Here is a 19742-nt window from a genome sequence, read left to right as displayed (position 1 = left end):
GACACGCGTCCGCCGCGGAGCCGAGGCGAAGTTCTTACGGGCCGTGAACTTTCGCGCCGTTCTCCGGCCGCCGCCGGATCAGGCAATAGCGTCGGCGGGATGAGGGTATTGGTAACCGGCGCGGCCGGGTTCATCGGAAGTCATGTGGCCGAGCTGCTGGAGGCGGCCGGCCACGAGGTCGCCGGTCTCGACCTCCGGCCCCGGGCCGGGCACCTGGTCGGCGACGTGCGCGACACCGAGCTGCTCACCCGGTCGTTGCGCGGAACGGACGCGGTGGTCCACCAGGCGGCGAAGGTTGGCCTCGGAGCCGACGTCTCCGATCTGCCGGACTACGCGTCGGTCAACGTGTACGGCACCGCCGTACTGCTCGCGGCCATGGCGGAACACGATGTGGGACGGCTGGTCCTGGCCTCGTCGATGGTGGTGTACGGCGAGGGCGCCTACGACTGCCCGGGACACGGCCGGGTCCGGCCCGGCCCGCGTTCGCGGGAGGATCTCGCCCGCGGCGGGTTCGAGCCCCGCTGCCCGCGATGCGGAGCGGAGCTGACCCCGGCCGTGATCGACGAGGACGCGCCCCTGGACCCCCGCAACGCCTACGCCACGACCAAGCTCGCCCAGGAGCACCTGGCCGCCAACTGGGCGCGGGAGGTCGGCGGCACGGTGGTCGCGCTGCGCTACCACAACGTCTACGGGCCGAGGATGCCCAGGGACACCCCCTACTCCGGGGTGGCGGCGATCTTCCGATCCGCGCTGGAGGCGGGCAGGGCCCCCCGGGTGTTCGAAGACGGCCGCCAGCGGCGTGACTTCGTGCATGTCGGGGACGTGGCCCGTGCCAATCTCGCGGCCCTCGGAGCGGTCACCCCCCGAGGGGCGCTGACGGCCTGCAACGTGGCCAGCGGCGAACCGCGCACGATCGGGGAGATGGCCTCCGCTCTCGCGGCCGAGCACGGAGGTCCCGAACCGGTCACCACCGGCGAGTATCGCCTCGGCGACGTGCGGCACATCGTCGCCGCCCCCGACCGCGCCGCACGTGATCTCGGATTCCGCGCGGAGATCGGGTTCGCCGAGGGGATACGGGAGTTCGCCGCGGCGCCCCTGGGCTGACCTTTGCCACGGCGACATCGCGTACGCCGGGTCCATGCTCCGGCCCTCGGCGGCCATGACCCGTCCCGGGCGCACCAGGCTGTCGCGGCGGGTACCGGCACACGAGTCCGGTGGATCACCACGGGGAGATGACGAGGCCCTGCAGCAGGAGTCCGGTCAGGGCCTGGACGGCGAGCCACCGGCGGCCCTGCACCCCCTGCGACCTCGGCGACCAGGCGGCGGCCAGGACGATCCAGGTGGCGTAGGGAACCCAGATGCGCTCGACCTCTCCCTTGGTCACCCCGCTGACGTCGAGGGCGAGCACGGCCACGATCGCCGCCGCGACCAGGGCACGCACGCCGCCGGGCGTCATCCGTACCAGGCCCGCGGCGGTCGCCGGGCCGGTCAGCAGGGCCAGCACGGCCAGGTTGGCGACCAGGAAGTAGAGGTAGGGCCGGGCCGCGCCGGGGTCGGCGGCCCACTCCGCGTGGGTGGCGAGCACCCCCGACGGCCACAGGAAGCCGCCCGCGGTGAAGGCGGCCGTGACCGCCGCCGTCCCCGCCAGGCAGGCGAGCGCCGTCGCGCGGGAGATCCGCGCGGCGAAGGCGGCGACCACCGGGATCAGCAGGTAGGGCACCAGGCCGTAGCTGAGATACGGCAGGGCCCCCAGCAACACTCCGGCCGCCACCCCCGGGAGAACGCGAGCCCTGCCCCCGGCGCCCCCGCACACCAGCAGGGCCACCCCCCAGGCGCCGACCCCCGCGAAGAAAGCGTCCATGCTCGTGGCGATCCACACCGCGACCGGACTCAGCGCGAGGTAGGGCAACGCGAGCCGAGCGATCTCCTCTCCCGCGAGCCGCCGGACGGTGAGCGCGACGGCCACGACCGCCGAGCACCCGACCACCACGACCAGCACCGCCGCCCAGAACGGACCGGGCAGCCCCACCCTCGCCAGGGCCCACAGCACCAGCACGGGCAACGGCGGGTGCCCCCGCACATGGGTGGGATAGCCGGGAAGCCGCTCGGTGAAGGAGGCCAGCCAGCCCAGCGGGTCGTCCCCCACCGCGGGCAGCACGGCCAGGTACTCGTACGGGCCGGTGAGGGGCCGGGCCAGCCCCTCGCCGGAGACGGCCAGCAGCACCGTCCACGCCAGAGCCGTGCCGTACGCGACGAGCAGCGCCGCCCCGAAGCGCAGCCGCGCGGTCAGGGCGGGCAGCGCGGCGACCGCGAGGACGGCCAGGAGCAGGGGCGCCGCGAGCGAGGGCGGCGGCGTGCGGAAGTGCCCATGCAGGGGCGGCAGGTGGTCGATGGGCAGCATGCCCAGCGCGTGCAGGACGGCCCCGGCGGCGAACGCCGCGGCGACGAGCGAAGCCCAGACGACGAGCGCCGGCCCGCTCCGGCGGCCGTCGGGACCGGCACCCGCCCGTGACGGGCCGTACTCCGCACGCAGGCTCCTGACCCGCCGCCGGAAGTGTGTGATCACCCTCCTACATTAGGTATGAGCTGGGATTTTTCCGCGACACGTCACCACCGCATAAGGGTTGACAGGCCCTGTCGACCTTAGCGTCTCAAGCATGAAGATCGATGTGGTGCTCCCGTGCCTGGACGAGGAGACGGCCCTGCCGTGGGTGCTGGGGCGGATGCCTGACGGTTACCGGCCGATCGTGGTGGACAACGGTTCCACGGACGGATCGGCGCGTGTCGCGGCCGAACTGGGAGCGCTGGTGGTGAGCGAGCCCAGACGCGGGTTCGGCGCCGCCTGTCATGCGGGACTGCTGGCCTCGACCGGCGAGGTGGTGTGCTTCATGGACGCCGACGCGTCGCTGGACCCGGGTCAGCTTCCACGGGTGACCGGGCCGGTCGTCTCAGGTCACGCCGACCTGATGCTCGGTAGGCGGGTCCCCGTGCCGGGAGCGGCCTGGCCACTGCACGCGCGACTGGGCAACGCCTTCCTCGGCAGGCGGCTGGCCGGCCGTACCGGCACGAGGCTCCGCGACATCGGCCCGATGCGGGCCTGCCGCCGCGCGGACCTCCTGGCCCTGAACCTGACCGACCGGCGCTTCGGCTACCCGCTGGAGATGGTGCTGCGGGCGGCCGACCAGGGCTGGCGGATCGCCGAGACCAGGGTGGACTACCTGCCTCGCGCCGGGCGGTCCAAGGTCACCGGCACCGTACGCGGCACGCTGCGCGCGGTCGGCGACATGCGCAAAGTCCTGAGCGAGCGGGGCGGCACGAGATGACCGGCGATCCGAGCAGGATGTGGCAGGCCGCGCACGCCCGGGACCGCGGGCGGCCCGGCGCGCCCCGCGCGGCGGGAGACCGACGGCGTGACCCGCTCCCATGCCGGGTCGTCGACGACATCGACGGTGGGGGCCAGATCGTCGTCATCGCCAAGGAACCAGTGGCCGGACAGGTCAAGACCAGGCTCACCCCGCCGTTCACCCCCGCCGAGGCCGCGCTCCTGGCCACCGCCGCGCTGGTCGACACCCTGGGCGCGGTGGCCGACGCCCCGGCGCGCCACCGGGTGCTGGCACTGCGCGGCGGCACCGGCCCCTGGCTGCCACCGGGCTTCGCCGTCCTGCCGCAGCGGGGCACCGGGCTGGACGAGCGGCTCGCCGCCGCCTTCGAGGACGCCTACCGGGCCCACCCGCTGCCCGTGGTCCTGATCGGCATGGACACCCCGCAGGTTACCTCCGCACTCCTGGCCGGCGCGCTGGCCACGCTGGCCACCCGCGACGCCGTGTTCGGCCCCGCCGCCGACGGCGGGTTCTGGCTGCTCGGCCTGCGCCGGCCCGACCCCGCGCTCCTGCTCGGCGTGCCGATGTCGCAGCCCACGACCGGCGCCGCCCAGCTGTTACGGCTGCGTACGACGGGCCTGTCGGTGGGGATGCTGCCCCTCCTGCGGGACGTCGACACCGCCGGCGACGCTGCGGCGGTGGCGGCCCAGGCGCCCTCGTCCCGCTTCGCCGCCGCCCTCGCCGCGCTCGGGACGGGAGCGACCCGATGAACCGTCTCCGGCGGCTCGGCGAAAGGATCCAGGAATTGATCTTGGTCTGACTGCCTCGTACCCTGTCGTCCGTTTGGTGATGGTCGATGGCTGGGCGGTGGGTTCGTGGCGACTACGAGGCATGGATGAAGAAGGGCGGCTACGGTCACGCCGCGCACTTCTTCGTCCACGACGACTCGCCCGTCCAGCTGACGGTCTGGGGCGACGGCCCACACGGAGGTCAGCTCAGCGGGCGAGCGCCGGCCGGGCACGTGGGAACCGGCGTGGGCCGGGCGCTGATGGACGACGCGCTGCCGCACCTGGGCCCGCGCGCGGTGCTGTGGGTGCTGGAGGGCAACGAGCGGGCCCGCCGGTTCTACGAGAAGGCCGGCTGGCCGGCGGACGGCGTCACCCGGGACGCCCCGATGGGCGGCGAGCTGACCCACCAGCTGCGGTACGCCCGGACGGCCGCCCGGTGACCGACTTCGCCGAACGTGCCGAGCGGCACCGGGGCGAGCTGCGGGTGCACTGCTACCGGATGCTCGGGTCGTTCGACGAGGCGGAGGACCTGGTCCAGGAGGTGTTCCTGCGGGCGTGGCGCGGCCGGGACGGCTTCGAGGGCCGTTCCTCACTGCGCGCCTGGTTGTACCGGATCGCCACCAACGCCTGCCTGGACTTCCTCGACGGCCGGAGCCGCCGGACGCTGCCCGACCAGGCCGATTCGCCGGCCGGCCCGTGGTTGCAGCCGTTCCCCGGCCACCTGTGGGAGCCGGTGGCGCCGAGCGCCGACGACCCGGAGGCCGCGGTGGTCGCGAAGGAGACGCTGGAGCTGGCGTTCCTGGCCGCCATCCAGCACCTGCCGCCGAGGCAGCGCGCCGCGACGATCCTGTGCGACGTGCTGGGCTGGCCGGTCCGCCAGACGGCCGAGGCCCTCGACGGCAGTGCCGCCTCGGTCAACAGCGCACTGCAGCGGGCCAGGGCCACCCTGCGCACCCACCTGCCGCCCGGCCGGTCGGACTGGGCCCCGTCAGCCCCGCCCACCGACGAGGAGCGCAGGATCCTGCGCCGCTACATGTCCGCGGTGGAGCGCGGCGACCTGACCGAGGTCGCCGAGCTGCCGGCGCGGGACGTGCGGGTGACGATGCCGCCGTACCCGGAGTGGTTCGCCGACCGCGACGGCGTGCTGGCAGCGCTGTCGGCGAGCTGGGACGCCGGCTCACCCGACTACATCGGAACACTGCGCATGCTGCCGGCGAGCGCCAACGGCCAGTTGGCCGCGGCGACGTACCGGTGTCCGCCGGGCGGGCACGCGTACGAGCCGTTCGGCATCGGCGTGCTGCGGGTCCGCGACGGCCGGATAACCGAGATCGTCGCGTTCCACGAGCCGGCCCTGTTCCCATCGTTCAACCTCCCACCCACCCTGGACCGATGAGATTCCGCGGTGGATGCCGTCTCAATACCGCACGAGGCAATCAGCCGGCAGAGGAGACAGCAGTGAACGACATCGAACCGCAGACCGCGAACGGCAAGGTGCTCTGGCACTTCACCATGTCCCTGGACGGGTTCGTGGCCGGGCCGAACCACGAGATGGACTGGATGATGACCGGCATCTCGCCCCAGCCGGGCCTGATCGAGGAGTACGTCGCGACCACCGGCGCGATCCTGGGCGGCCGGCGCGGCTGGGACCACTTCCCGGATCCCCGCATCGTCTACGGCGGCGCCTGGACCGGACCCATCTTTGTGCTCACCCACCATCCGGAGGACGCCAAGCCCGCCGACGGCGTCACATTCCTGGACTGTGACGTGGCCGAGGCGGTACGGATCGCGCTGGCCGCGGCCGGCGGCAGGAACGTCGAGGTGCATTCGCCGACGATCGGTGGCCAGCTTCTCGAACGCGGGCTGCTCGACGAGATCAACCTGCACATCGCGCCCGTGCTGCTCGGCGAGGGCATCCGGCTGCTGGACCTCCCCGGTGGCCGGCCGCACTACCTCCACCGGGTCGGCGTCGGCGACCCCACGGCCGAGCTGAGTGTGCGGTACCGGCCGGTCAGGCCGTGACCGCGAGCGTCACCACGGCGACGGCGAGCGCACCCAGCAGGGTGCCGATCGCCGGACCCCCGGCCCAGGCGCGGGCGGTTCGGTCGAAGGAACGGACGAGGGCGAGCACAAGCACCCCGGGCACCAGGAACACCTCGAGGTAGGCGGGCAGGACACTCGCGCCCCTGGCCTCGGAGGTGTCGGCCGACGCGACGGCGAACAGGATCCAGGCGGCCTGAGCGGGGCGCAAGGCAAGACGAGTCCGGCCCCCGGGGGGAACCTCCCTCGGGGGCCGTTTCCTGTGCTCGACCTGTTCGCCGGGACCGGTGGACTCACCCGGGGCCCCGCCTACGGCCGTCACCGTTCCACGTCGTCAGGACCGAGGTCGGCCCGGATGCGCAGGGCGCGGACGGGATGGCGGTATCGGCCCCGGTCGTACGCCTGGTCGACCACGATCTCGGCGACCGGCAGCGGCTCGACCTGCACGTCGAGCAGCGGCGCCTACGCGGCGGGATTCATCAGCCGCGTCAAGCAACTCCTGGAAGCCGACGATTGGTCGCCGCGACTCCAGCCTTCGACAGTGAAGGCGTCGCGTGAGCACGCCGCCCGAGGATTGCTCGGGCGGCGGGCAGGGTGGTTAAGCGCCGGTCAGGGGTAGTTGACCAGGTTCGCGACGTTGGTTGACGAGTTGGAGGGGCCGCCGGTGGTGTTGATGATGTTGCGGATGGTACCCACGCCGCCGAGTGAGACGGTGACCATGTTATGGAACCGTACGCCCGGAGTGTTGGGCACTTCGAAGGCGCGGGCGGCGACCACGCCGGGGTTGACGTTGAAGTAGCAGTAGCTGCCCAGACCCCACGCCTCGTGGGTGGTGACGGAGGGAGCGACCTTGTAGGCCGCGTAGCCCTGGGTGCTGCCGTTCATCCATGCGGCCTGGTTGGGCGGGTCGTAGGGCATCTCGTTCTGGTAGAAGTACGTCCGCCCGCCGTTACCGTTCCAGACCGTCTGGTGCTGCTGGTAATGCTCGACGAACAGCCCGTACATGGTGACGTCGTTGCCGTTCACGGTCAGCCCGTTGGCCGCGGTGTTGCTGTTCCAGCCGATGCCGGAGCCGTGGTCGCCGCGCCAGATCCAGAGGTGGTCGCCGATCACGTTGTTGCTGTTGACGACCAGGCTCTGGCTGGCCTTGCCGACCGCCGCGCCGCCGACGCGGAAGTACACGTCGTGGAGGGAGGTCGGGTTGGCTGCGTGCCCGGCGGTGGACCCGGCCGGGCCGACCTGGAGGAGCATCTGCGAGTTGACCGGGCCCGCGTCGAAGAGGATCCCGGCGACCTTCACCCCGTCCACGTCGGCGACGGTCATCGCGGTGACGCCGTTGTCGGGGATGAAGGTGGCCAGGCCGAGCCCGAGCACGACGGTGTTGGCCCGGGTGACCCGGATCGTGTCGTTGAGGCGGTAGACGCCCGGGGTGACCAGGAGGTCCTGCCCGGCGGCCAGCGCGGCGTTGATGTTGGCCGCGGTGTGCCCGGGTTTGACGATGAAGAACTGGCTGAGCGGGAGCGAGCTCCCCGAAGGGTTCCCACCCGACCAGGAGGTGCCGGTCGAGTTGGTCCGGAGGGCCGGGACGAAGACCTGGTAGTTCCCGGCCTGGTCGATGTACAGGAAGGGCTTCTCCCGGACCACCGGGGTGGTGGCCACCCGCGTGTACGGCGGGTTGGGGAAGTTCCCGGCGGGGGCGTTGGTGGCCCCGACGAAGACCATGTTCCAATTGGAGCCCGTCCAGCTGCCCATCTCGGTGTTGCGGGTCAGCCACTGCTGCTGCGAGCCCGAGCGGACCTGCCCGTCGATCCGGCTGTCGGCGAAGAGCCCGCCGCTGGACCAGCCGCCGTCGTCCAGCTGGAGGTTCCCGCGCAGGTGCATCCGCCGGTACGGCGCCGCCTGCGACACCGCCCACCGGTCGTTGCCGCCGGGCGGGGTGACGGACAGGTTCTCGGCCCCACGCCAGAAGTTCTGGGTGGCGTTGCCCTGGAACCAGTCGGCCTCGGCGTGGACGGGCCCGTTGACGTTGACCTGGTCGGGCAGCAACCCGAGCCCGAGGACCTGGGTGTAGAAGCCGACGTTCACGTCCACGTTGTACGTACCGGGCTTGAACAGCAACGCGAAGCGGTTGCCGCCGAACTGGTTGCTCTGCTGCTGGTTGAAGACGGTGTTCAGCCGGGACTGGATGGTCGAGGCGGGCATCGTCGGGTCGAAGATGCTCACGTTCGGCCCGAGGTCGGGGTTGGATCCGGTCGGCGGCGGGGTCGGGAGGGTCCAGCGCTGGTTGGCGCCGGCTGAGCAGTCCCAGATCTGGAGCGGGGTGCCGTCGGCGGAGCTGGGCCCGGTGGCGTCCAGGCACTTGCCGAGCGCGCGCAGGGTGCCGTCGGTCTGGGCGGTCCAGACCTGGGCGGCGCTGCTGTTGCAGTCGTAGAGCTGCACCCGGGTTCCGTTGGCGGTGCCGGCGGCGGCCACGTCCATGCACTTGCCGAGGGCCCGGATGGTGCCGTCGGTGCCGGTGGTCCACTGCTGGGCGTTGCTGCCGTTACAGGTGTAGAGCTGGATCTGGGTGCCGTTGGCCGGGTTGGCGCCGGCCACGTCCACGCACTTGCCGCCGTACCCGGTGATCTGGCCGACGGCGGCGGAGGCGGGGGTGACGGTGAGGGTGAGGGCGGTCGCGACGAGCGCGAACCCGGATGTCAGAGCGAGCACTGATCGGGCGCGTTGCAGGCGCATGGGGGGTCCTTCTGGCTCGTTCACTTCTTAAATTAAGACGCATGTAACATGCCCGTACGGCGCCCTGTCAATAGGAAACTTTACTAATGGTTGATCTCATGACGTCGGGTGGAGCACTTTCAAGGCCCTCCGCTCGGGGCGGTGTCATAGGCCGCAGAGTAGGGGCGTATCCCCAAGTCAGGACAGCGCGCCGATACCTGTCGGAGCTGCGCCGCCAAGTCCGGCAGGTGGCGCAGGGATCGTGCGGCGCGCGACAGGCGGGTGATGACGAAGGTGTCGCCGGGGCGGACTCACATAGTGATCGTGGGCGTCGTGCGGATCTCAGCGCAGCGCGCACGCTCTCGCCGTGTCCGGCTGCCGCGAGATCTTCCGCCGAGAGGCCGAGTCCACCACTTCGCTTAGTTTGCGTAATCAGAAAATTTGCGTAGTCGGCAATTTTTTGGATACGGTTGATCGCGTGAGCGGGTTGAGGGAACGCAAGAAGCAGGCCACGCGCGAGGCGCTGATGAGTGCGGCACTGCGGCTGACGCTGGAGCGGGGGCTGGAGAACGTACGGATCGAGGACATCGCCGCCGAGGCCGGCGTGTCCACGCGCACGTTCAGCAACTACTTCTCCAGCAAGTACGAGGCGCTGGCCGCCCGCCACACCGACCGGGCCGCGCACCAGGTTGCGGCGCTGCGCACGCGGCCCGCCCATGAACCGTTGTGGCAGGCGCTGACGGAGGCGACGGTCCAGGCGTGGGAGCGGCACACCGGCCCCGAAGCCACTGCCCCCGAGCCGGAGCGACTGGCGGCCACCCGGTTGCTGGTCGACGAACCCAGCTTGCGGGCCGAGGCGCTGAAGCTGGCCTTCGCCTCCCAGCAGGAGCTGGCGGCCGCGGTGGCCGAGCGCACCGGCAGCGATCCAGGCCGCGACCTCTACCCCCACCTGGTCGCCGTCACCGTTACCGCCGCCGTGCAGGCCGCCGTGGGGCACTGGCTGTACGCCGACCCGCCCGTCCCGATCGTTCCGCTGCTGCGTGACGCGCTACAGCAGCTGGCGGCGGGACTTCCGGACCCATTGACGCAAGGAGACACGTGAGCGAGGAGATCGTCATCGTCGGCGGAGGCCCCAACGGGCTGATGCTGGCCTGCGAGCTTGGCCTGGCCGGCATAAGGCCGCTGGTCATCGAACGCCTGCCGTGCCGCAGTGACCAGCCCAAGGCCAACGCCATCATCGGCCAGGTCGTGCATCTGCTACACCGACGTGGCCTGGGCAGCGAGCGGCCCGGACCCGCGCCCGCCTTCGCCTTCGGCGCGCTGCCGCTGAATCTGGCCGACCTCGAGAACAACCCCCTGACCGGCATGCAGATCAGGCAGCCGGAGCTGGAGGAGCAGCTCGAGCGCCGCGCAGTCGAGCTCGGAGTGCAGATCCGGCGCGGACACGAGCTGACCGACCTCGCGCAAGACGCCCAGAGCGTCACGCTGAGCGTGACCGGTCCTGCTGGCCCGTACACGCTGAGCACCCGCTATCTGGTCGGCTGCGACGGCGGGCACAGCACGGTCAGGAAGCTCGCGGACATCGATTTCCCCGGAGTGATCCAGAGCGACATCGTCAGCCGTGCGGCCCAGGTCACCGTACCCGGCGCGACTCTGCGGCCCGAACATGCCGAGCTGGAGGTGCCGGGTATCGGCACGTTCGGACTGTACACCTGGCACCGGACCGAGCGCGGCGCCTACGCCATGCTTCCAACCGGACCCGGCGTCCTGACCGTGAGCTCGATGGAGTGGGGCGGGTTCGTGCCCGGCGACGAGGTGCCGATGACCATTGCCGAGCTGCGCGCCAGCCTGGCCCGCGTGGCCGGTGCCGACCTGCCCCTGGCCGCCCCCGCCGGCGACGGCCCGCACTTGCTGCGCCGCCTGAACGGGCGCAACACCCGCGTGGCCGACCGCTATCGCCAAGACAGGGTGTTCCTGGCTGGGGACGCCGCCCACGTCCACTCCGCCATGGGCGCCCCTGGGCTCAACCTGGGCCTGCAAGACGCCGCGAACCTGGCCTGGAAACTTGCCGCGACCGTACGCGGCTGGGCCCCGCGCGGCCTGCTCGACACCTACCAGGCCGAACGCCGCCCCGCCGCCCTGCGCGTCGCGATGCACTCCAAGGCCCAGCTCGCCCTGACCACTCCCGGGCCGGAGGTCACTGCACTGCGCGAGCTCTTCGGCGAGCTGCTGTCCGAGGAGGTCAACCGCCGCCGCATCGCCGCCCTCCTGGCCGGCGCAGATCTGCCCTATCCGATGCCCGCCCCGCCGCACCCGCTCCTCGGCCGCTTCCTGACGGACCTGCCCGCCCAGTTCCACGAGCCCGCATCGCAAGCCCTGCCGTTGCTACTCGACCCCACCGGCAGCCTCCGCGTCCAGCACTCCCACGTGAAAGTCATGCCCGCGCAGGCGCCGCAGGCAGTGCTCCTGCGACCCGACGGGTACGTGGCCTGGGCCGGAACCCCCGATGAGAGCCTGGACGAGGCGCTGCGGATCTGGTTCGGCGCCGGACTCACCGAGCCGCTGCCGACCTCGCGCAACTGAGCATCATCGTCGGCCCCTGATCCTTGAAGCGCCCGTGAGCCGGCCGCCTGTCGAAGACGGTGTCCGGGGTTGAGGAATCCAGGAACAGCGGTTATCGCTGAGAATGATCATGGTGTTTTGCGGGTCCCGAGCCGGGCGGGGGTGTGAGGTTTCGGTGTTCATGAAGTTACCTTGGGTGATCTTCCGGAAACACCGCACTTCTACGGTTTCCGGCCATGCCAGTGGAGTTTCTGTACTGGAGGAGCGGCGGCGGGCGTCGACGCGGACCTCGGGCACGGAGCCGGCCAAGGCGCTGCGGCGGGTCGATGACCTGGGCGCTTTCGCGCAAAGTAGCGAGAAAGACCAGGTCACAGCCTCCCGGTAGCATCCTTGATCAGGATGCGAAGCCATAGCGCTCCGCAGTCGTCTGGGATGCCGGTTTTCTCACGGGGCCGATGAACAGCCACGATGCGGTCCGGACTCTCCGTCGGATGATGGGAACCGATCACTCACAGCTACTTTGCCCCTGGTGACGCCGACCCGAGTGGAGGGCCATCTCGGCAAGGATCGCCGAGACCGGGCCGAGGCTGATCAGGCCGCTCGCGGCCCCCGCCAGTTCGCCTGCGGCCGGGAGCAGCGCGGCGTGCGCCCGCCGAAGGGCCGGGAGATCGCCCAGCGACAGCGCGGCTCGGGCGAGGAGGGCCCACAGCGCCTCGGCGAGGAGATCATGGGGCGGATCGGGAACGGCGCGCAACGCCTCGGCCGCCTCGTCCCGCCGTCCGGCCGCCAGCAGCAGCACCGGGAGGGCCCACGGGCGGTACGGTCCGAACCGGTCCGGGTCCTCCGGCTCGGGCGCCCGGTCGTGGCGCACCCGCAGGGCCAGCAGCGCCAGGGGCGGGAGGCCCTCGCTCAGGCCCGGCATGCCGGCCGAGTCCACAGGGACGGCCGCGGCCCGGTAGGCGGCCTCCTTGGCGGCGAAGGGGACCTCGGGGTCTTCGGCGAGGCGGAGCGCGCGGTACCAGGTGGTGAAGACCGACACCAGTGGCAGGCCATGGCGCTCGGCGAGGCCGTCCAGGAGGACGGCGTGCCGGTCCCCCCGGGTGAAGTCGGCGACCGCCGCGGCGGACTGCAGCCCGATCAGGTGGCCCAGCACCTCGTAGGTCGGCAGGCCGTGCCGGACGGACACCGCGGCGATCTCCGCTCCGATCGCGTCCCGGCGTCCGGACAGGCCCGTCGTCTCGAACGTCTGCATGTACACCCCGTTGAGGGCGAAGGCCAGCAGCGCCGGATCGTCCAGATCGCGGGCGAGGCGCTCGGCCTCCAGCGCCGCTGCCCGGGCCCGCGGGGACGCCGTGCCGCGCGATTCCAGTGCGACGGTCGCCAGCAGGCGCGCCCGCACGCCGGGAGCGGTGTCCTCGGGGAGACGGACCAGGGTGCGCTCGGCCGCCGCGACGATCCGGGCCGTCTGCGCGGGATCGTCGGACCGGGTCCAGTTCGCCGGGACGTCGTAGGCGCCGATCACCCGGGCGGTCAGCTCGGTGTCGCCCAGTTCCTCGGCGGCCTCCACCGCGGCGGCGCGGTGCTCCCGGCCCGCGAGGAGACCGTCCGCGCCGGTGACGGCGAGCCCCCGCATGAGCCCGACCGTGGCCTCCAGCCGCAGGCGCGCGCCCGGAGCCGCCCGGTCGTGGGCGGCGGCCGCACTCGCCCAGATCCGGGCCGCCGGGTCGGCGGGCGCGTCCAGCCGGTCGGCCTGCCGCAGGATGTCGGCCTCCAGATCCCGCAGTCCCGGCCCGGGGTCCAGGCCCAGCTGCTCGGCGAGCGCGGAACGGGCTCCGCGCAGGACGGCGAGCGCGTCGGCCTGTCGTCCCGCCCGGTACAGCGCCAGGGCCAGCAGCCGCCGCCCCTCCTCCCGCCAGGGATGGGCGTGGGCGTGCGCGTCGAGATCGGGTACGGCCTCGGCGGCCCGGCCGAGGTCCAGCAGCGCCTGGGCGCGCCGTTCCACCGCGCGCGCCCGCAGCTCCGCCAGCCGGGCCCGTTCCGGTTCCGCCCACAGGGCGTCGGCGAAGTCGGCATAGGCGGGCCCGCGCCAGAGCGCCAGCGCCGTGTCCAGCAGGGAGAGGAGTCTGGCGGGCGGTTCCTTGGCCTCGACGGCCCGTTCGAACCGCCAGGCGTCGACGGCGTCCGGGGCGGTGCGCAGGGAATATCCGGTCCCGACGGTGACGATCAGGCGCGGCGGGGTGCGGGGCGGCCGATCGGGTTCCAGGGCACGGCGCAGCGCCCCGACGAACGTGCGGATCGAGCCGATCGCGCCCTGCGGAGGGTCCTCCCACAGATCGGCGGCCAGCAGATCGACCGGCACCACCTGGCCCCTGGCCGCGACGAGCCGCGCCAGGACCTCCCGATGCCTCGGCCCCTTGAGTGAGATCACCGAACCGGCGGCGTCCCACGCCACCACCGGCCCGAGGACCCCGATGAACACGCCCATCCCCGTTCCCCCCTCGGCCCCACGTTAGCGCTGATCGGACGCTCATCGGGGCCGGGCAGCCTGGGGCATCGGATCAACGAAGGAGAGAAATCCCATGTCGAACGGCATTCCGGGCTTCACCTACCACCGCGTCCCCGTCGCCGACGGCGTCGCGCTGAACACGGCCGTCGGCGGGTCCGGGCAGGCGATCGTGCTGCTGCACGGCTTCCCCCAGACCCACCTCATGTGGCGACACGTCGCCGCCGACCTCGCCGCCGACCACACCGTCATCTGCCCGGACCTGCGCGGTTACGGCGCCAGCGACAAGCCCGCCGAGACCGGCCCCGACGTCTACTCCAAGCGCACCATGGCCGCCGACGTCGTCACCCTCGCCCGCGCCCTCGGCCACGAACGGTTCGCCCTGGCCGGCCACGACCGCGGCGCGCTCGTCGCCTTCCGCGCCGGCCTCGACCACCCCGAGGCCGTCACCCACCTGGCCAGCCTCGACGTGCTCCCCACCCTCGACATGTGGGACGTCATGCACGGGGTCTCGGCCACCGTCGGGTGGCACCTCTACCTCATGGCCCAGCCTCCCGGCCTCCCCGAGAAGATGATCGCCGCCGACCCCGACGCGTTCTTCAGCGCTTTCCTCGACCAGTGGATCAAGAACCCCGCCGCGATCCCCACCGAGGCCCGCGCCGCCTATCTCACCGCCTGCCGCGAGGCGATCCCCTCGATCGTCGCGGACTACCGCGCCTCCGCGGGGATCGACGTCGCCCACGACGCCGCCGACCGCGCCCGCGGCAGCCGCCTGCGCATGCCCGTAACCGTCATCCAGCAGGACTGGGGCGCGGCCCTCGGCTACGACGCCACCGCCCTGTGGCAGGCATGGACCGACGACCTCCACCACCACACCACCACCGCAGGCCACTTCATGGCCGAAGAAGCCCCCACCGAGATCGTCAAGCATCTCCGCGAGCTCCTCACCCGCTGATCACCTCACGAGCCGGAACGCCGCCTCCGTCACCACCCCTTCGGGGCGGCGGCCGCCGTCGAGGGGACGGACGGGCGTGCAGGCCAGACCTACTAATCAGTCTTAACGAGTTCGCCGCTGCGGCAGACTCGAGCCTGACAGTCGCCGGCGGGTGAGCACTCATAGCTACCGGACCGTGAGTCCCGCCCAAAGAAGGTCCGCTGAGGCGCGGGCGGCAGTCCGCCCGCGCCTCGCCGGTCACCGGGTGGCGTCCGACAGAACCCAGCTGGGCACGGGGACGCCGGGTGCGAACCGGTTCACGGTCAGCCGGTCATGCCCCGGGTCGGGAGGGGTGAGGTACAGGCGCTCGGTCGGCGACGTGTGGTTGCTCAGGAACGCCCCGCCCGCGCCGTCGGGCGTCGCGCACCACAGGTAGCCGTCGTCGCCTGTTCCGTGGCCATGTTCTCCAAGGTCCAGGTGCCGTCGCCCTGATAGACCGGGCGCCAGAGCTGATCGACCGCCTCCGCCGGCCACAGCACCATCCGCGCGTCGCGGGCACCGCCCTCCTGTCCCAGATAGCGGCCGGCCCACGGCGTACCCGCGATCAGGCGGTAGTAGCCGGGGAACTCGGCCTCGCGCGACAGGCTGAACCCCTGAGTCGGCAGCTGGGCCTGGTCTTCCGACCATGTCGCACATCCCGTGTCCTCGCACCTGTGACTTCCACGTGTCTGGTGCTCCTGGGGGCTGGGCCAGGGGGTCTCCCTGGTGCGACGACACCGCCGCCGGGCGAGGCTGACGGCACTACCGCAACAGCAGGACGAGGTCCGCAAGGCGCCAGCCGAACTCGGGGCACATCAAAGCCTCCAGCAATCCCGGCGCGGTTCACTGCACGCTGCCCTGCAGGAGCTGGAGAGGACCCTGGCCGGCGCCGCGCCCGACGACACTGGCATGGTCCGGCTGGATGAGGACGAGCATCTGGTGGTGCCGCCGCTGCCGGTCGAGGATGTGCCCGCCGAGGCCAAGGTGCTGAAGGACGAGCTGGCCGCGATGCTGCCGTTCGCGCCGATCGCTTCGCTGCTGATCGAACTGGACGCTCGCACGCACTTCCTGGACTGCTGTTCCCGGTTACGGGCCGGCGCGGGTCGCGGCGCTGATGGCCGTGTCGGGGGTGGTTGAGAAGCGCCGGGTCGGCGGACTGGCCAAGCAACAGCGAGAACGCCTGCTGCAGGCGCTGGCCGGCTGATCGCCGAAGATCACCGGGTGTGGGCCTCATCCACCCCGATGGGGCCCCGGCAGGGCGGCCCGTGCCTGACAAAGCCATCATGAACCAGGTCATCTCACGGGTGCGCCGCCCGCGATTCTCGATCGGCGGAGTCAGTGATCGTCTCGTGCGTCGGCGAAGGTGGCGCCGATCTCTGTCATCCGCTCGGCCGCGTAGGCGGGGTCGATCAACGCCTCGGGGGTGTGGATGCCGGGCGGCACGGGGTCGCCGCGCAGGCCGAGCAGCCGTTCGACGCCGAGGGCGATGCCGAGTGCCGTCAGGGGGCGCTGCCCCTCCGGGTGGAGGAGGTAGCGGCTCGTCCTGAGTGGTGCGCCCGCGCGGTCCACGCCTTCGAGGTCGATCTTGACCTCCGTGGACGCGGGTCCGCCGCGGCGCCGGCCCGCGGATTCGCCGATCGCGAACGCGAAGCGGACGTTGGGCGCGCCCGTCGCGACGGCCAGGCTCGGTACGTCGAGGATGGGGACGATCTGGGCGGGCAGGACGGTGCCGTCGACGCTGGTGACCTCCACCTGCGCGTCGGGGCCGCTGACCCAGCCGAAGACGCCGTCGCGGCGGACGTGTCCCGCCGAGGTGGCGGCCAGCAGGCGTGCCATGTCCACCGTGGCCGCGGGCCCGCCGCTGTCCTGTTCATCCAGTACGCCGCTGACCTCGATGGTGTCGATCCGGTCGAACTCCCTGGCGAGGTCGAGCACCGCGAGGACGACGAGCCCGGCGTACCAGTGGCTGGCCAGCAGGATCGGCGCCGCGCCGGCTCGCAGGCCGGCGGCGACGACCTCGGGGCCGATGCCGACCAGGCCGCTGGAGATGCTGACGTACGGCAGGCCGCGGTCCTGTGCGTAACGCAGTCCGTTCAGGTGGCTGTCCCACACCGTTGCCACGACGGCCGAGTAGCCGTCGGTCCGCTGGAGGCCGAGGTCGCTCCGCCGCAGATCGATGGTCACGGCTGTCGCGGCGCCGAGCTCGTCGGCGACCCGGCGGGCGCGGCCGAGATCGCGGCCCGCGATCGTCAGCGGCAGCTCCGGGTACCACCGGCGCAGGAGGGCTGCGGTCCCCGCGCCCGCCTGGCCGGATCCGCCCATGATCAGTACGGAGTGCTCCACGGTGATGTCCTCTCGCTAACCTGCATTCTGTAACTTACATTTTGTAGCTTACGCTGGGAGGCAACGCAAGGGAGGACGATGACCACGGGATCGACTCGCCTGTCCAAGCCGGCCAGGCGGGAGCAACTGCTCGACACCGCCATGGCGATCGTGCGCGCCCACGGCACCGACAGCCTCACGCTGCTCAGCCTGGCGGAGGCCGCCGGAGTGAGCAGACCGATCGTCTACGACCACTTCGGCACCCGCCCCGGCCTGCTGATCGCGCTCTACCGGCGGCTCGACGAGCGGCACCGGGCCGCCTCGAAGGAGGCCCTGCGAGACGCCCCGGCCGTCCCCCGCGAGATCGCCCGCGTCCTGAGCGCCGCCTACTTCGCCTGCGCCACCGACATGCCGGAGTGGACCGTCGTCTCCGCCGCGCTCAAGGGCAACCCGGAGATGGAGGCGATCGAGCGCGAACTGCTCGACGACTACACGAACCTGATGGCCACCGCCCTGCGGCCGTACTCCGGCCTCACGCCGGAAGCCCTCCGGCTGCGCTGCGCCGGCGCGCTCGGCGCGGCCGAGGCGATCGCCGCGGAGCTGAACCGGGGGCGGGTCACCGTCGCGGACGCGGTCACGGCGCTGACCGATCTGATCGTCGGCGGCACCGGCGCCGGGACCCGGGTCTGAGACGGTCCCGGGTGTGGCGGTGCTGTGGAGGTATCGGGCGGGTACCGTGCAAGGCATCCCCTAACCGCGGGCGGGGCGACGGCGCACGTGGTAGGCGTAGGCCAGGGCGAGCACTATCGGGCCCCACAGCGCGACCGGGGTGATGCACACCCTGGCCAGCGCCTGCCACCAGTCGTTCTCGTACGCTATACCGTCGGAGACGCCGACCCAGGTGAGCGCCATCCAGACCGAGATCGCGGTCAAAAACAGCCCACCGACCACGGCAGGGACGACCGCCGCCATCGGCGGCACACGTCTGCCGCCGATGACCGGGATCCAGCTCGGGACCACCTCGCCCCAGCCGCGCACCAGACCGATGCTGAGCAGCGCCACCAACTCAGTGAGCACACTGAGCCCGAAGACATAGGGGATAGTGATCCACAACGGTGCCACAAGCGCATCGTTGAGCTGGCCCATGTCGAAGTGAAAGGCAAACGGCAACCGCCACAGGCACGAGGGGAGCAGCAGCCAGGGAAGCGCGTAGGCGGCACGGAGCGCCCAGCGTGGGACGGGCTGTTCGGTGTCGCTGGTGGCCGGGGCCGCATGTAGCAGTTTGATCGCCATAGCTGCACTCTCTCGCGGCATTTGAGGACAAATGATCCCCCGTGAGGGTGAACCACCTCCCCCGCGTGAGCTAGTTACGGGGTCGGTACTGTGGCCGCCGCCGACCTGATGGCCACGACCGGCTCCGCCGACCTGACCGCCGCGATCGGCACCAGCGCCGGCGAGCTCGCCGAGCACAGCCTGCGCCGCCTCAACGGCACTCAGGTCACCCGCCGCATGGCGATGCGCGCCCTGGCCGACCTATCTGGGGTCCCGGTAGTAATCGGGGCATGACGAGCATCCGAACGAAAAGTCCCGTTAGCAGAGGAGAGTTGAGTGGCTTACCGTGACTTTTCGTTCAGGTGTGTGTCGCCGGGAGATTTGCACAGGTCATAACTGGAGGCCTGCGGGCACACCCGGTTATGGTCGGCGGTCGTCTGAGCTACCGGCGACAACGAGTCGGCGTTCCTCATCGGCGTGTTGAGCGTTCTACTCCCGGACGCGTCCCCAGTCGCCAAGCCGCGTGGGGTACCTGACGTGTGATGGAGGCATGTCTTTTTCGTTTTCGCATTCGGGTGAGGTTCCGAGTACTGTCGGGCAGCCGCCTGTTGTCCACGCGGTCGATCTGACGCGCACGTTCGGCCGCCAGAGTTCGCTGGTGACGGCTCTGGACCGGGTTTCCGTGGGGTTCGAGGCGGGCCGGTTCACCTCGATCATGGGGCCGTCGGGGTCCGGGAAATCGACGCTGCTGCATTGCCTGGCGGGTCTGGAGCGGCCGACGTCGGGGTCGGTGCTGATCGGGGGAACCGATCTGGCGCGGTTGTCGGACGGGCAGTTGACGACGCTGCGGCGGGATCGGCTGGGGTTCGTCTTCCAGGCGTTCAACCTCATTCCGACGTTGACCGCAGAGGAGAACATCACACTGGGCGAGCGGATCGGCGGCCCTCGGGTGGATCGGCAGTGGATGGCGCATCTGGTGCGGGTGCTGGGGCTGGGCGACCGTCTAGGGTATCGCCCGAGCGAGATGTCCGGCGGCCAGCAGCAGCGGGTGGCGATCGCCCGGGCGCTGGCGCACCGCCCGGCCGTGGTGTTCGGCGACGTGTCGGGCGACCGAGTCGACGCCAGGGCGGGCGTACCGCTCCAGGGAGCGGACGGAGGCGTGACGGGAGCGGGCCAGCAGCATCGGGGTGGAGGTGCCGTCCTCGGCGTCGTGTGTCAGGGCACTGTGACGTAGCCGGTGAAGCGTCCACCCG

General features: G+C 71.7%; 21 protein-coding genes. 13 read left to right on the top strand and 8 right to left on the bottom strand.

What is annotated here, in order from left to right; genetic code table 11:
- Positions 1–99 precede the first annotated feature (99 nt).
- Positions 100–1104 (top strand): NAD-dependent epimerase/dehydratase family protein, encoded by a 1005-nt coding sequence (locus ABT061_RS25670; protein ID WP_350922378.1) that lies wholly within the window; start codon positions 100–102, stop codon positions 1102–1104.
- Positions 1105–1219: 115 nt separating this feature from the next.
- Here the strand turns inward: ABT061_RS25670 and ABT061_RS25665 are convergent, their stop codons facing one another.
- On the bottom strand, positions 1220–2566 hold the full coding sequence (locus tag ABT061_RS25665; RefSeq protein WP_350922376.1) for a hypothetical protein: 1347 nt from the start codon (positions 2564–2566) through the stop codon (positions 1220–1222).
- 91 nt (positions 2567–2657) lie between these two features.
- On the opposite strand from ABT061_RS25665, the gene ABT061_RS25660 reads away from it, so the two are divergent.
- From ABT061_RS25660 to ABT061_RS25640, 5 genes are all read left to right on the top strand, one after another.
- A complete protein-coding gene (locus ABT061_RS25660; protein WP_350922373.1) occupies positions 2658–3323 on the top strand; it encodes a glycosyltransferase family 2 protein in 666 nt (221 codons plus the stop codon).
- On the top strand, positions 3320–4090 hold the full coding sequence (locus ABT061_RS25655; RefSeq protein WP_350922371.1) for a TIGR04282 family arsenosugar biosynthesis glycosyltransferase: 771 nt from the start codon (positions 3320–3322) through the stop codon (positions 4088–4090). The genes ABT061_RS25660 and ABT061_RS25655 overlap by 4 nt, the downstream gene beginning before the upstream one ends.
- Positions 4091–4176: 86 nt before the next feature.
- Positions 4177–4548 carry a GNAT family N-acetyltransferase gene (locus ABT061_RS25650; protein ID WP_350922369.1) on the top strand — a complete coding sequence of 124 codons (372 nt, stop codon included), beginning with the start codon at positions 4177–4179 and terminating at the stop codon, positions 4546–4548.
- Positions 4545–5501, top strand: coding sequence for an RNA polymerase subunit sigma-70 (locus ABT061_RS25645; protein ID WP_350922367.1), 957 nt, complete (start codon positions 4545–4547; stop codon positions 5499–5501). The genes ABT061_RS25650 and ABT061_RS25645 overlap by 4 nt, the downstream gene beginning before the upstream one ends.
- A gap of 62 nt (positions 5502–5563) precedes the next feature.
- Positions 5564–6127 (top strand): dihydrofolate reductase family protein, encoded by a 564-nt coding sequence (locus ABT061_RS25640; RefSeq protein WP_350922365.1) that lies wholly within the window; start codon positions 5564–5566, stop codon positions 6125–6127.
- Here the strand turns inward: ABT061_RS25640 and ABT061_RS25635 are convergent.
- From ABT061_RS25635 to ABT061_RS25625, 3 genes are all read right to left on the bottom strand, one after another.
- Positions 6117–6356 carry a hypothetical protein gene (locus tag ABT061_RS25635; RefSeq protein WP_350922363.1) on the bottom strand — a complete coding sequence of 80 codons (240 nt, stop codon included), beginning with the start codon at positions 6354–6356 and terminating at the stop codon, positions 6117–6119. The genes ABT061_RS25640 and ABT061_RS25635 overlap by 11 nt on opposite strands.
- A gap of 107 nt (positions 6357–6463) precedes the next feature.
- Positions 6464–6592 carry a hypothetical protein gene (locus ABT061_RS25630; protein WP_350922360.1) on the bottom strand — a complete coding sequence of 43 codons (129 nt, stop codon included), beginning with the start codon at positions 6590–6592 and terminating at the stop codon, positions 6464–6466.
- A gap of 162 nt (positions 6593–6754) precedes the next feature.
- Positions 6755–8878 carry a pectate lyase-like domain-containing protein gene (locus ABT061_RS25625; protein ID WP_350922358.1) on the bottom strand — a complete coding sequence of 708 codons (2124 nt, stop codon included), beginning with the start codon at positions 8876–8878 and terminating at the stop codon, positions 6755–6757.
- Between the two features lie 457 nt (positions 8879–9335).
- Between ABT061_RS25625 and ABT061_RS25620 the strand changes: the two genes are divergently transcribed.
- Positions 9336–9959: a TetR/AcrR family transcriptional regulator gene (locus ABT061_RS25620; RefSeq protein WP_350922355.1), complete on the top strand. Its 624-nt coding sequence runs from the start codon at positions 9336–9338 to the stop codon at positions 9957–9959.
- Positions 9956–11440, top strand: a complete 1485-nt coding sequence (locus ABT061_RS25615; protein ID WP_350922353.1) for an FAD-dependent monooxygenase — start codon at positions 9956–9958, stop codon at positions 11438–11440. The genes ABT061_RS25620 and ABT061_RS25615 overlap by 4 nt, the downstream gene beginning before the upstream one ends.
- Before the next feature lie 484 nt (positions 11441–11924).
- Here the strand turns inward: ABT061_RS25615 and ABT061_RS25610 are convergent, their stop codons facing one another.
- Positions 11925–13904 carry an AfsR/SARP family transcriptional regulator gene (locus ABT061_RS25610; protein ID WP_350922351.1) on the bottom strand — a complete coding sequence of 660 codons (1980 nt, stop codon included), beginning with the start codon at positions 13902–13904 and terminating at the stop codon, positions 11925–11927.
- Between the two features lie 94 nt (positions 13905–13998).
- Between ABT061_RS25610 and ABT061_RS25605 the strand changes: the two genes are divergently transcribed.
- Positions 13999–14877, top strand: coding sequence for an alpha/beta fold hydrolase (locus ABT061_RS25605; protein WP_350922349.1), 879 nt, complete (start codon positions 13999–14001; stop codon positions 14875–14877).
- Positions 14878–15245: 368 nt separating this feature from the next.
- On the opposite strand, the gene ABT061_RS25600 is transcribed toward ABT061_RS25605, so the two are convergent.
- Positions 15246–15686: a hypothetical protein gene (locus ABT061_RS25600; RefSeq protein WP_350922346.1), complete on the bottom strand. Its 441-nt coding sequence runs from the start codon at positions 15684–15686 to the stop codon at positions 15246–15248.
- A gap of 118 nt (positions 15687–15804) precedes the next feature.
- Here ABT061_RS25600 and ABT061_RS25595 point away from each other — a divergent pair, with 118 nt between their 5' ends.
- Positions 15805–16032, top strand: coding sequence for a hypothetical protein (locus ABT061_RS25595; RefSeq protein ID WP_350922344.1), 228 nt, complete (start codon positions 15805–15807; stop codon positions 16030–16032).
- A gap of 198 nt (positions 16033–16230) precedes the next feature.
- Here the strand turns inward: ABT061_RS25595 and ABT061_RS25590 are convergent, their stop codons facing one another.
- A complete protein-coding gene (locus ABT061_RS25590) occupies positions 16231–17238 on the bottom strand; it encodes a saccharopine dehydrogenase family protein (protein ID WP_350922341.1) in 1008 nt (335 codons plus the stop codon).
- Between the two features lie 78 nt (positions 17239–17316).
- Between ABT061_RS25590 and ABT061_RS25585 the strand changes: the two genes are divergently transcribed.
- On the top strand, positions 17317–17907 hold the full coding sequence (locus ABT061_RS25585) for a TetR/AcrR family transcriptional regulator (protein ID WP_350922339.1): 591 nt from the start codon (positions 17317–17319) through the stop codon (positions 17905–17907).
- A 60-nt stretch (positions 17908–17967) separates the two neighbouring features.
- On the opposite strand, the gene ABT061_RS25580 is transcribed toward ABT061_RS25585, so the two are convergent.
- Positions 17968–18510 carry a hypothetical protein gene (locus ABT061_RS25580; protein WP_350922337.1) on the bottom strand — a complete coding sequence of 181 codons (543 nt, stop codon included), beginning with the start codon at positions 18508–18510 and terminating at the stop codon, positions 17968–17970.
- A 90-nt stretch (positions 18511–18600) separates the two neighbouring features.
- Between ABT061_RS25580 and ABT061_RS25575 the strand changes: the two genes are divergently transcribed.
- Both ABT061_RS25575 and ABT061_RS25570 read left to right on the top strand, forming a co-directional pair.
- Positions 18601–18783 (top strand): hypothetical protein, encoded by a 183-nt coding sequence (locus tag ABT061_RS25575; RefSeq protein ID WP_350922334.1) that lies wholly within the window; start codon positions 18601–18603, stop codon positions 18781–18783.
- Positions 18784–19147: 364 nt separating this feature from the next.
- The gene (locus ABT061_RS25570; RefSeq protein ID WP_350922332.1) at positions 19148–19723 is read left to right on the top strand and encodes an ABC transporter ATP-binding protein; all 576 of its coding nucleotides are present in this window, start codon (positions 19148–19150) and stop codon (positions 19721–19723) included.
- Positions 19724–19742 lie beyond the last annotated feature (19 nt).

This window comes from Streptosporangium sp. NPDC002544 (genome assembly GCF_040295965.1).
GTDB lineage: Bacteria > Actinomycetota > Actinomycetes > Streptosporangiales > Streptosporangiaceae > Streptosporangium.
This window is presented reverse-complemented; position numbering and strand designations above follow the sequence as displayed.